Annotated in this window: 11 protein-coding genes; 9 read left to right on the top strand and 2 right to left on the bottom strand. The window is 63.8% G+C overall.

Going from position 1 to position 12,135, the window contains the following annotated elements; genetic code table 11:
• The first annotated feature begins 297 nt into the window (after positions 1–297).
• The 7 genes from ACP156_RS07500 (at position 298) to ACP156_RS07470 (ending at position 7,585) form a co-directional block, all read left to right on the top strand.
• The gene (locus ACP156_RS07500; protein WP_425050645.1) at positions 298–1,338 is read left to right on the top strand and encodes a substrate-binding domain-containing protein; all 1,041 of its coding nucleotides are present in this window, start codon (positions 298–300) and stop codon (positions 1,336–1,338) included.
• 93 nt (positions 1,339–1,431) lie between these two features.
• Positions 1,432–2,895 (top strand): phosphate ABC transporter permease subunit PstC, encoded by a 1,464-nt coding sequence (pstC, locus tag ACP156_RS07495; protein WP_425050644.1) that lies wholly within the window; start codon positions 1,432–1,434, stop codon positions 2,893–2,895.
• The gene (pstA, locus tag ACP156_RS07490; RefSeq protein WP_425050643.1) at positions 2,892–4,250 is read left to right on the top strand and encodes a phosphate ABC transporter permease PstA; all 1,359 of its coding nucleotides are present in this window, start codon (positions 2,892–2,894) and stop codon (positions 4,248–4,250) included. The genes pstC and pstA overlap by 4 nt, the downstream gene beginning before the upstream one ends.
• Positions 4,251–4,276: 26 nt before the next feature.
• Positions 4,277–5,071 carry a phosphate ABC transporter ATP-binding protein PstB gene (gene pstB / locus ACP156_RS07485; RefSeq protein WP_425050831.1) on the top strand — a complete coding sequence of 265 codons (795 nt, stop codon included), beginning with the start codon at positions 4,277–4,279 and terminating at the stop codon, positions 5,069–5,071.
• Between the two features lie 4 nt (positions 5,072–5,075).
• Positions 5,076–5,792 carry a phosphate signaling complex protein PhoU gene (phoU, locus tag ACP156_RS07480; protein ID WP_425050642.1) on the top strand — a complete coding sequence of 239 codons (717 nt, stop codon included), beginning with the start codon at positions 5,076–5,078 and terminating at the stop codon, positions 5,790–5,792.
• On the top strand, positions 5,792–6,481 hold the full coding sequence (gene phoB / locus ACP156_RS07475) for a phosphate regulon transcriptional regulator PhoB (RefSeq protein WP_425050641.1): 690 nt from the start codon (positions 5,792–5,794) through the stop codon (positions 6,479–6,481). The genes phoU and phoB overlap by 1 nt, the downstream gene beginning before the upstream one ends.
• Before the next feature lie 330 nt (positions 6,482–6,811).
• Positions 6,812–7,585 (top strand): helix-turn-helix transcriptional regulator, encoded by a 774-nt coding sequence (locus ACP156_RS07470; RefSeq protein ID WP_425050640.1) that lies wholly within the window; start codon positions 6,812–6,814, stop codon positions 7,583–7,585.
• A gap of 632 nt (positions 7,586–8,217) precedes the next feature.
• Here the strand turns inward: ACP156_RS07470 and tsf are convergent.
• Together tsf and rpsB are read right to left on the bottom strand one after the other, a co-directional pair.
• The gene (gene tsf / locus ACP156_RS07465) at positions 8,218–9,093 is read right to left on the bottom strand and encodes a translation elongation factor Ts (RefSeq protein WP_425050639.1); all 876 of its coding nucleotides are present in this window, start codon (positions 9,091–9,093) and stop codon (positions 8,218–8,220) included.
• Between the two features lie 91 nt (positions 9,094–9,184).
• Entirely contained in the window at positions 9,185–9,982 is a 798-nt protein-coding gene (gene rpsB / locus ACP156_RS07460; protein ID WP_425050638.1) for a 30S ribosomal protein S2, read from the bottom strand.
• Positions 9,983–10,204: 222 nt separating this feature from the next.
• Here rpsB and ACP156_RS07455 point away from each other — a divergent pair, with 222 nt between their 5' ends.
• Together ACP156_RS07455 and ACP156_RS07450 are read left to right on the top strand one after the other, a co-directional pair.
• Positions 10,205–11,092, top strand: coding sequence for a PfkB family carbohydrate kinase (locus ACP156_RS07455; protein WP_425050637.1), 888 nt, complete (start codon positions 10,205–10,207; stop codon positions 11,090–11,092).
• Positions 11,089–12,003: a pseudouridine-5'-phosphate glycosidase gene (locus tag ACP156_RS07450; RefSeq protein ID WP_425050636.1), complete on the top strand. Its 915-nt coding sequence runs from the start codon at positions 11,089–11,091 to the stop codon at positions 12,001–12,003. Before ACP156_RS07455 ends, ACP156_RS07450 begins: the two co-directional genes overlap by 4 nt.
• Positions 12,004–12,135: the final 132 nt, after the last annotated feature.

Genomic DNA, 12,135 nt, shown 5'->3' with positions numbered 1-12,135 from the left:
TCGTTCGGACGATTCTGTCGTAATCCGCCTTTCGCCCGGTGTCAGCCTTCCGGATTTCCGCCACGGAAGCCGGAAATCGGCAAAAAGCGCCCGATCGCCATGAAGTAAACAAAACAAGGGCTTGCGAACGCCATTCGGCCCGTGACGCGGCGTCCCGAGGGGCAGGGGCCTCGACTGTCATAAAACCGTTACGCAGGTGTCACAAAAGCTTCGGGCCGCGGTTGCTAGGGACCGCCGCACGAGGGGGGCAAAAGCCACCGAAGGGACCCCCCGGAAAAACTCAATCAGGAGCTTTAAATGTCCTTTGCGAAACTGACCGCCTCCACCCTGGCGATCGCTGCCGTTTCCGCCACCGCGGCTGCCGCGCGCGACAACGTTCAGGTTGCCGGCTCGTCGACCGTTCTGCCCTACGCCTCGATCGTTGCCGAAGCGTTCGGCGAGAACTTCGACTTCCCGACGCCGGTCGTGGAATCGGGCGGTTCGTCGGCCGGTCTGAAGCGCTTCTGCGAAGGCGTTGGTGAGAACACCATCGACATCGCGAACGCCTCGCGCGCCATCCGCGAAAAAGAAATCGAAGCTTGCGCCGCCAACGGCGTGACCGACATCATCGAAGTCCGCATCGGCTATGACGGCATCGTCTTCGCCAGCCAGATCAACGGCCCGGAATTCACCGCTTTCGAACCGGCTGACTGGTTCAACGCGCTGGCCGCCGAACTGCCCGTCGACGGCGAGATCGTCGCAAACCCGAACATGACCTGGGCCGACGCCAACGCCGACCTGCCGGCCGTTGAAATCGCCGCCTTCATCCCGGGCACCAAGCACGGCACCCGTGAAGTGTTCGAAGAGAAGGTCCTGCTGCAGGGCTGTGAAGACACCGGCGCCATGGAAGCCTTCATCGCTTCCGGCATGTCGGAAGACGACGCCGAAGGCGCCTGCATGGCGGTCCGCACCGACGGCAAGTCGGTCGACATCGACGGCGACTACACCGAGACCCTCGCTCGTATCGACACCAACCCGAACGGCCTTGGCGTCTTCGGCCTGGCGTTCTACGAGAACAACACCGACAAGCTCAAAGTCGCGACCATGTCCGGCGTCGAGCCGTCGACCGAGACCATCGCCTCGGGCGAGTACCCGGTTTCGCGTCCGCTGTTCTTCTACATCAAGAAGGCCCACATCGGCGTGATCCCCGGTCTGAAAGAGTACGCCGAGTTCTTCGTGTCCAACGACATCGCCGGTCCGTCGGGCCCGCTGGCCAACTACGGCCTCGTGTCGGACCCGGAACTGGCCGACACCCAGGCCACCGTGGCCGAAGAAAAGACCATGGGCGGCGCCATGTAATCAAGGCCTTGGCCTTGTCAGGAGGCGGCCCGCGTGGCCGCCTCTGCATTCTCTGCCTGAATTCAACGACGGAAAGCCTTGGGGGTTGCGTTAATGCCCGTCCTCTGGATCGTTCTGATCATCCTGGCCCTTGCTGTGGTCGGCTATATCATGGGCCGACAACGCGCACTGGCCAGCGCGGGCGGCGACAGCCGCAAGCTTCATTCCCTGCCAAGCTACTACGGGTCGAGCGTCGCCATCTTCACGGTGGTGTTTTCGCTTCTCGTGCTGGTCTGCTGGCTCATCATTCAGCCCATCGTCATCAACAACTCGGTCGCATCGACCATCCCCGACACCGCGATCCCGGAAGCCAGCTCGCTTGGGCTGGTGATGTCGGATGTGCGCCGGGTGGCCAACGGCCTTGACCTTGCCGTCGCCGGCGGAGCCATTCCGGCCAACGAGGTAAGCGAGATCAGCACCGAGGACACCGACCTGCGCGGCCTGCTCGCTTCGGTCGGCGTCGCACTTGGCTCGGATGTCAGCGAGCCGGTGCTGGACGCGGCCCAGGGCTACCGGAACCTAAGCAAGACCGGCAACATCCTGATGACGGTCGTCGTGCTTGCCATCGCGGTCGGCGGGTTTATCTTTGCCTTCCTGCGGTCGCACAAGGATTTCCGCGCCCGCAACGTCGTCGAGACCTCGATCCGCTACCTGCTGATCCTCGCGGCCTCTATCGCGATCCTGACGACGATCGGCATCGTGCTGTCGCTGATCTTCAACACGATCGACTTCTTCACCCTGTACCCGGCGTCGGACTTCTTCTTCGGCACCACGTGGTCGCCCAGCTTCGGCGGTGGCTCTCAGCTTGGGATCATCCCGCTGCTGTGGGGCACGATGTACATCTCGATCATCGCGCTGGCGGTGGCCGTGCCGATCGGTCTTTTCGCTGCCGTCTACCTGTCGGAATACGCGTCGCCGAAGATGCGGTCGTTCGCCAAGCCGCTGATCGAGGTGCTGGCCGGTATCCCGACCATCGTCTACGGTCTCTTCGCGCTTCTGACGGTCGGTCCGCTGCTGTTGCAGGTCTTCGGGCCGAACGGCACCGGATGGATGGGCGCGGCCTCGTCGGTGATGACCGCGGGGCTGGTGATGGGCATCATGCTGATCCCCTTCGTGTCCTCGCTGTCGGATGACATCATCAACGCGGTGCCGCAGGCGATGCGGGACGGGGCGCTTGGCCTTGGCGCGACCAAGTCCGAGACCGTCAAGCAGGTCGTGCTGCCCGCAGCGCTTCCGGGCATCGTGGGCGCCATCCTGCTGGCCGCATCGCGCGCCATCGGCGAGACGATGATCGTGGTGCTCGGGGCAGGGGCCGCCGCGCGGCTTTCGCTGAACCCTTTCGAGGCGATGACCACCGTCACCGCCAAGATCGTGTCGCAGCTGACCGGCGACGCCGACTTTTCGTCTCCCGAGGCGCTTGTCGCCTTCTCGCTGGGCATGACGCTGTTCGTCATCACCCTCGCCCTGAACGTTCTCGCCCTCTACATCGTGCGCAAATACCGGGAGCAGTACGAATGACCGACGCGACCTCGCAGAACTCCGTCGCCGGGAACGAGCGCCGCACCAGCTCTTTGTACACGCTGGACGCCCGCACCCGCCGCCGCAACGCCGCCGAGACCCGGTTCAAGATCTACGGCATGACCGCCGTCGGCATCGGGCTGGTGTTCCTTGTGATCCTGCTGGTGACCATCGTCCGCAACGGCATCCCGGCCTTCACGCAGACGTCTTTCGATATGCCCGTGGTCCTGGAGGCGGAAGCGCTGGACCCGAACGGCAACCGCGATCCCGCCGAGATTTCGAAAGTGTCGACCTTCGGGTACAACCCGCTGATCGAACAGGCGCTGGAGCGTCTGGTGGCCGAGCACGGGATCGAGACCGAGATGTCCGGCGCCGACCTGCGCAAGATGGTGTCCTCGGGCGCCGCCGCGCAGATCCGCAACACGGTGCTCGCCAACCCCGACCTGATTGGCGAGACAGTGACCTTCCGCGTGCTGGCATCCAGCCGGGTGGACGGCTACATGAAGGGTCGCGTCACCCGCGACGACCTTGCCCGCGACAAGAACCTTGACGCCGAGCACCTCAATATCGTCGACGTGCTGTCGGAAGAGGGCGGTCTGGAGCGTGCGTTCAACTGGGCCTTCATCACCGGCTCGGACGCCTCGGAAAGCCGCCCGGAACAGGCCGGTATCGGCGTTTCGATGCTGGGCTCGCTGTTCATGATGCTGGTGGTGCTTTTGCTGGCGCTGCCGATCGGTGTCGCCGCGTCGATCTATCTGGAAGAGTTCGCGCCCAAGAACCGCTGGACCGACCTGATCGAGGTGAACATCTCGAACCTGGCCGCCGTGCCGTCCATCGTGTTCGGTATCCTTGGCCTTGCCGTGTTCATCCAGCTAGTCGGCCTGCCGCAGTCGGCGCCGCTTGTCGGTGGCCTTGTGCTGACGCTGATGACCCTGCCGACCATCATCATCTCGACCCGCGCGTCGCTGAAGGCGGTGCCGCCGTCGATCCGCGATGCGGCGCTTGGGGTAGGGGCCTCGAAGACGCAGGCGGTGTTCCACCACGTGCTGCCGCTGGCGATGCCCGGCATCCTGACCGGCACCATCATCGGCCTTGCGCAGGCGCTTGGCGAGACCGCGCCGCTGCTGCTGATCGGCATGGTGGGCTTCATCGCCTCGAACTATCCCGATGGCATCACGGCGGGCTTCCTGTCGCCGAACTCGGCCATGCCGGCCCAGATCTACGAATGGGCCAAGCGGGCGGACCCGGCTTATTATGAACGTGCCTGGGGCGGCATCATCGTGCTGCTGCTCTTCCTCATGACGATGAACATCATCGCCATCCTTCTGCGCCGACGGTTCGAACGCCGCTGGTAAGGAGTATAAGAATGAACATGACCGAAATGCCGACGACGGCCCAGAACGTGAAGAACATGCCCCAGAACACCAAAATCTCCGCCCGCGACGTTCAGGTGTATTATGGCGAGAACCACGCCATCAAGGACGTGAACGTGGAAATCGAGGACCGCACCGTGACCGCCTTCATCGGTCCGTCGGGCTGCGGCAAGTCCACCTTCCTGCGTTGTCTGAACCGGATGAACGACACCATCGACGTCTGCCGGGTCGAGGGCACAATCGCGCTGGACGGAGAGGACATCTACGACAAGAAGGTCGACCCGGTGCAGCTTCGCGCCAAGGTGGGCATGGTGTTCCAGAAGCCGAACCCGTTCCCCAAGTCGATTTACGACAACATCGCCTACGGCCCCCGGATCCACGGTCTTGCCAAGAACAAGGCCGAACTGGATGAGATCGTCGAGAAATCCCTGCGCCGCGGCGCGATCTGGGACGAGGTGAAAGACCGCCTTCAGGCGCCGGGCACCGGCCTGTCGGGCGGCCAGCAGCAGCGTCTGTGCATCGCCCGCGCCGTCGCCACCGAGCCGGAAGTCCTGCTGATGGACGAACCCTGTTCGGCGCTGGACCCCATCGCGACCGATCAGGTCGAGGATCTCATCGACGAACTGCGCAACCAGTACTCGGTGGTCATCGTGACCCACTCGATGCAGCAGGCCGCGCGCGTCAGCCAGAAGACGGCGTTCTTCCACCTCGGCAACCTTGTCGAATACGGCGAGACCGACCAGATCTTCACCAACCCCAAGGACCCGCGGACCGAAAGCTATATCTCGGGACGGATTGGATAAGAGAATGCAGGACAAACACATCTCCACCGCCTTCGACCGCGATCTCGAAGGCCTTCAGGCGCTGATCATGAAGATGGGCGGTCTGGTCGAAGCCTCGATCCTCGAGGGTGTCCGGGCCTTCCTTGACCGTGATCAGGAACTGGCCGGCCAGATCCTTCAGAACGACAAGAAGATCGACGCGATCGAAGAGGAAGTGAACGAGGAATCGGCCCGCATCATCGCGATCCGGAACCCGATGGCGACCGACCTTCGCACGATCCTGTCGGTGATGAAGATCAGCGGCAACCTTGAACGGGTAGGGGACTACACCAAGAACCTCGCCAAGCGGACCACGGTTCTGGCCACCCTCGCCCCCGTCGACGAGGCCGTGCCGGCGATCCGCCGCATGGCGCGCGATGTGCAGGCCATGCTGAAGGACTCGCTGGACGCCTTTGCACAGCGCGACGCCGAACTGGCCCAGCAGGTCATCGAACGTGACGAGGAAGTCGACCAGCTGTACAACGCCGTGTTCCGCGAACTGCTGACGCATATGATGGAAGACCCGCGCAACATCACGGCCTGTATGCACCTGCATTTCATCGCCAAGAACATGGAGCGCATGGGCGATCATGTGACCGCGGTGGCTGAACAGGTCGTGTACCTTGTCACCGGCGAGATGCCGGAAGAGCGCCGCAACAAAAGCGACGAGACGCCCTTCATGTCCACGGACGGGGTCGTTTGATGGCCGCAGCGCAACCCAAGGTTCTTGTTGTCGAGGACGAGCCCTCGCAACGCGAGGTTCTGGCGTACAACCTTGAAGCGGAAGGTTTCGAGGTGGCGCGCGCCGGGACCGGCGACGACGCGCTTTTGCTGGTCGAGGAAGACATCCCGGACATCATCCTGCTGGACTGGATGCTTCCGGGCGTCTCGGGCATCGAGATCTGCCGCCGTCTGAAGACCCGGCCGCAGACGCGCACTGTGCCTGTCATCATGCTGTCCGCGCGGTCCGAGGAAGTCGACCGCGTGCGCGGGCTTGAGACCGGCGCCGACGATTACGTGGTCAAACCGTTCTCTGTGATCGAGCTGATGGCGCGCGTGCGGGCTCAGCTTCGCCGGACGCGTCCTGCGGCGGTGGGGCAGCAGCTTGAGTTCTCCGACATCCTGCTGGACGCCGAAACCCACAAGGTCTCGCGCGATGGCAAGGAGCTGAAGCTGGGGCCGACGGAATTCCGTCTGCTGACCACGTTCATGGAAAAGCCCGGCCGCGTCTGGAGCCGCGAGCAACTTCTGGACCGCGTGTGGGGCCGGGACATCTATGTCGACACGCGCACGGTCGATGTCCACATCGGACGGCTGCGCAAAGCGCTTGGCATCCATGGCGGGGAAGATCCGATCCGCACGGTGCGTGGCGCTGGTTACGCGCTAGGCTAAGTCCGATAATCGGTATTATGTAAATATCAGACATGCCGGGCCTATAAGGTCCGGCCGTCTTGTCCACACTGCAAGCGGTGGAAAAAATCCCTTACAGCGTTAGCATTTGCCGGACGGCGCGCATGTTCCCGCCTTTGCCGTTTTGCCGCATCAAATCCGCTTGATCACCTGATTACCTCCACGTAATTGAACGCGTGTACTACTTGCCGCCTGCGTCTGACACTCCGCCGCGGTGACGTCCACAGGGCGACCGGCGCCTCCTTGCGGGAAACCGGAACGTGCAGGAAAGCGGTTGACCGGATGGCAAAAGTCATAATGATACAGGGCCGGATGAGGACCCCGCTTAGAGTCGGGATGACGATGCTGGACTACGTCGAACGAGTAATCTCGTCCACGTCGATGGACGAGCTTTGGCAGATGCACTGTGACGCGATGGCCTCTTACGGCTTTACGCGTCTTATCTATGGGATGGCGTCCTCTCGGGTGCGCAGTTCTCTTGGTGCGCGCGACGATTTCCTGATCCTGACCAACATCGGCGCTGGCTATATGGACACCTTCATCAACGAAGGTCTGTACCAACACGCGCCAATGGTCCGCTGGGCCACCGAGAACAGCGGCGCGTGTTCCTGGGGTTGGATTGCCGAGCATGCCGAGGCGCTGACATCCAAGGAACAGGAAGTTGTCGCGTTCAATGTAAAACATGGTCTAACCGCCGGTTATTCCATCAGTTTTTCCGAAGTTGGCGCGCGCAATATCGCAGCTGTCGGGCTGATCCCGGCACCCGGCGTCGGACAGGACGAGACCGACGAGATCTGGGAACGGCACGGGCGCGAGCTGATCGCGATGAACAAGGTGCTGCACCTGAAGATCCTCAACCTGCCCTTCCCGCTTACCCGCAAGGCGCTGACCAAGCGCCAGCGCGAGGCGCTGGAATGGGTCGGCGAAGGCAAGACAACGCAGGATATCGGCGTGATCATGGGCCTGACGCCCGCGACGGTCGAAAAGCACCTGCGTCTGGCCCGCGAGGCGCTGGACGTCGAGACCACCGCGCAGGCGGTCGTCAAGGCGAGCATGCAGAACCAGATCTTCCGCATCGAGGCCTGACCGCTCACGCTTCGTGACGTGACGTTACGAAGCTGCGATTCACTATTTCCATTTCGAGAACCGGATAAACCTGAGGGTGTATGTCAGCTCGCTCGGGTCGTCCGGCACGTGCTGAAAACCATTGGAATCACTCGCAAAACAAGGGGTGCGCAAGGATGCTGCCGGAAAGGTAGGGAATCCCTTACTTTCATTAAGACACGCGAAAGGACAAATTACAGATGTTCCGTGAGTGGTGGCATTAGCCAAGGAACAGCTGGTGGGGAAAGCCTTGGGATTTCAAGGACTACCGATTGGCACCGGGAGACCGGAACGCCGGCCTGTCTGTGTATTTTCCACAGACAGGTTGGCACATTACATAAGGCGTCTTGTCCTCATCCCCATTTGTCTGGGCGCCTTCTGGAAAAAGACGATGCAGTCCACGCCCGGATTGCATCGTTTTTTCGTGTCTGGGCCGACGTCCTAAAGGCGCGTCGCCCGCGCGTCATGCAACGACACCTTCACGCTGGGTCCACAAGCGCGGGTCCGGCCACCCTGCCCCACGCGTACCTGTCCGCGGCTGCTTGGAACGTTGGGCAAAGAAAAACGCCCCCCGGATCTCTCCGGAGGGCGTTTCAATCGGTGTGTGACCGGGCTTAGCCCTGAGCGGCCTTGGCAACCTCGGCGGCGAAGTCTTCTTCGACCTTCTCGATGCCTTCGCCGACTTCCAGGCGGATAAAGCCGGTGATCTCGACGCCGGCTTCTTCAGCAGCCTTGGCGACGGTCAGGTCCGGGTTCACCACGAACTGCTGGCCCAGCAGGGTGATCTCGGCCAGGAACTTCTTCATCCGGCCTTCGATCATCTTTTCGATCACGGCTTCGGGCTTGCCCGATTCACGCGCGATATCCATCTGGACCTGCTTTTCCTTCTCGACCACGGACGGGTCGAGATCGGCTTCGGACAGCGAAGCCGGGTTCGCGGCGGCGATGTGCATCGCGACCTGCTTGCCGAAGGCTTCGTTCTCGCCCTTCAGAGCCACCAGAACGCCGATCTTGCCCATGTCGGTGCCGGCGGCGTTGTGGATGTAGGTCGCGATGGTGTCGCCGTGAACCTTCGCCATGCGGCGCAGGGTCATGTTCTCACCGATGGTGGCGATCTTGTCGGTCAGGGTGTCGGCAACGGACTTGCCGCCCAGATCGGCAGCGGCCAGCGCGTCAACGTCATCAACCGTCAGAGCGGCTTCGGCAATGCCTTTGACCATGGTCTGAAACTCGGCGTTCTTCGCAACGAAGTCGGTTTCCGAGTTCACTTCGACAGCCACACCGGTGCCACCCGACACGGCGACGGCCACAAGGCCCTCGGCGGCGGTACGGCCGGATTTCTTGGCGGCTTTCGCCAGACCCTTGGTGCGCAGCCAGTCGATCGCGGCTTCCATGTCGCCGTCGTTCTCGACCAGCGCCTTCTTGGCGTCCATCATGCCTGCGCCGGACAGTTCGCGCAGTTCTTTCACCTGTGCAGCGGTGATAGCCATATCGGCTCTCCTCAAATCGAACGGATCAAGTCCCGTGGGCGGCCATAGCCGCCCGCGGTGACGTTTCGGTGACGGTCCGGAGACCGGGAGATCAGGCTTCGGCCTGCTCTTCCGCGGCCGGAGCTTCCTCGGCGGTCTCTTCGTCGAGCATCTCTTCCGGCGACTCTTCCAGAGCGCCGACGTCAACACCGGCGGCGTCGAGCTGGGCCGACATGCCGTCCAGAGCCGCACGCGAAGCCAGGTCGCAGTACAGCGCGATGGCGCGGGCCGCGTCATCGTTGCCGGGGATGATATAGTCCACACCCTCGGGCGAGCAGTTGGTATCGACGACCGCAACGACCGGGATGCCAAGCTTCTTGGCTTCGGCGATGGCCAGGTCTTCCTTGTTCACGTCGATCACGAACAGCAGGTCCGGAACGCCGCCCATCTCGCGGATACCGCCCAGCGAGGCTTCCAGCTTTTCGCGGTCACGCTCGATGGTCAGACGCTCGCGCTTGGTCAGGCCTTCGGCGCCCTGCGCCATGCGCTCGTCGATGTCCTTCAGACGGGCGATCGACTGCGACACGGTTTTCCAGTTGGTGAGCGTGCCGCCCAGCCAGCGGTGGTTCATGTAGTACTGCGCGCAACGCTCGGCGGCTTCCGCGATCGGCTTCGCAGCCTGACGCTTGGTGCCGACGAACAGGATGCGGCCGCCCTTGGCGACGGTCTCGCGGATGACGTTCAGAGCAGCGTCCAGCATCGGGACGGTCTGCGTCAGGTCCATGATGTGGATACCGTTCCGCTCGCCATAGATGAACTCGCCCATGCGGGGGTTCCAGCGTTGGGTCTGGTGACCAAAGTGAACGCCAGCTTCCAGAAGCTGACGCAGGGAAAATTCAGGCAGCGCCATGTCCATTTCCTTTCCGGTTTGCGCCTCGGCGGGACTGTCTGAAGCAAATGCTCAACCGGCGGACCATGCGGGATTTCTCCCCGCAGGGCCCAAGCCCCGCCTGTGAAGTGGGCGTCCCTTAGGCGATCGCGGCAGGATGCGCAACCCCAAAGGCGCCAATGGGCCGTCAGGGGCGGGCGGAAGGGGCTTGCCCCCTGCCCCGCAGGTTGCCACAAGCGGCGCATGAGCGACACCATCCTTTGCATCGGCGCCGTCCTGTGGGACGTGATCGGCCGCAGCCCGCGGCACATGCAGCTTGGCAACGACGCGCCTGGCCGGATCACGCGCATTCCCGGCGGCGTGGCGATGAACATCGCGATGACCCTGCGCCGGTTCGGGCTTCAGGCCGAGCTGCTGACAGCCATCGGCCGCGACGCCGAGGGTGACGAGTTGATCGCAGCCTGCACCCGCATGGGGATGGGCACCGGCCACGTCTACCGCTCCGAGGACCTGCCGACCGACGTCTACATGGCGGTCGAGGGCGCGAATGGCCTGATCGCCGCAATCGCCGACGCGCATTCGCTGGAAGAGGCGGGCGAGAAGATCCTGCGCCCCCTGACCGACGGCACGCTTGGCAGCGCAGACGCGCCCTACCCCGGCCCGATCGCGCTGGACGGCAACCTGACCGAAGAACTGCTGGGCCAGATCGCGCAAAGCCCCGCCTTTGCCGCCGCCGACCTGCGCATCGCGCCCGCAAGCCCCGGCAAGGCCGAGCGCCTGCTGCCGCTTCTGCGCGCCCCCCGGGCGACGCTATACGTGAACCTGGAGGAAGCCGGCCTGATCTGCGCCGAGGCGTTCCCCGACAGCGCCACCGCCGCCCGCGCCATGCAGAAACGCGGCGCCGCCCGCGTGATGGTGACCGACGGCTTCCGCCCCGCCGCCGCCGCCGGACCCGATGGTCTGGTGACGGCCACGCCGCCCGAGGTGCTGGTGACGCGCGTCACCGGCGCGGGCGATACCTTCATGGCGGCCCATATCGCGGCAGAGCTGGACGGCGCCGACAGCGCCTCGGCCCTCGACCGCGCGCTGCAGGCCGCCGCTGCCCACGTTTCAGGAGGCGCCGCCGGATGACGGACCTGCACTATTCCCCCGAAGTCGCCGAGGCGAAAGCCGCCGGCAAACCCATCGTCGCGCTGGAAAGCACGATCATCACCCACGGGATGCCCTACCCCCAGAACGTCGAGACCGCGCGGCAGGTCGAGGATGACATCCGCGCCGAGGGTGCCGTGCCCGCCACCATCGCGGTGATCGAGGGGCGGCTGCACATCGGCCTGACCTCTGACCAACTGGATGCGCTGGCGCAGGCAACGGACGTGCTGAAGCTGTCGCGCGCCGATTTTGCGGTGGCACTGGCCACGGGCCGCACCGGCGCGACCACCGTGGCCGCCACGATGATCGCAGCGCATCTGGCGGGCATCCATGTCTTCGCGACGGGCGGCATCGGCGGCGTACACAAGGGCGCGGAACTGTCCTTCGACATCTCTGCCGACCTGCAGGAACTGGCGCTGACCCCGGTGACCGTGGTCGCCGCCGGCCCGAAGGCGATCCTCGACATTCCGAAGACGCTGGAAGTGCTTGAAACCAATGGCGTTCCAGTGATCGCCTATGGGCAGGACGAGATCCCGGCCTTCTGGTCGCGCAGCTCTGGCCTCAGCGCGCCCCTGCGGCTGGACAGCGCCGCCGAGATCGCCGCCGGGCAACTCGCCCGCACCGCGATGGGTCTCGCGGGTGGTCAGCTGATTGCCAATCCGATCCCCGCAGCCGACGAGATCCCCGCCGACGTCATGGCGAAGGCCATCGACCAGGCGAATGGCGAAGCCGAGGCGCAGGGTGTGAAGGGCAAGGCCGTCACGCCCTTCCTGCTGGACCGGATCTTCCACATCACCGAGGGCCGGTCGCTGGTCGCCAACATCGCGCTGGTGCGCAACAATGCGCGTCTGGCGGCGGCGATCGCCAAAGAAATCACCGCTCGCCAAGCCTGATCGCAAGATATTGTAGCAGCAGGGGCCCGAAGCCGTTGTTTGCGCCGGACAACGGACCTACATTCCGTCTGTAACACCGCTCTTGGCTGCGAGAGAATGACAAAAACGCCCCTCCCCCCGCCCGGGGAAACG

Origin of the sequence: Psychromarinibacter sp. S121 (assembly GCF_049801035.1) — a bacterium.
In the GTDB taxonomy this organism is placed as follows: domain Bacteria; phylum Pseudomonadota; class Alphaproteobacteria; order Rhodobacterales; family Rhodobacteraceae; genus Psychromarinibacter.
Note: the sequence above shows the minus strand (reverse complement) of the source record. Positions and strands in the feature narration are given on the sequence as shown.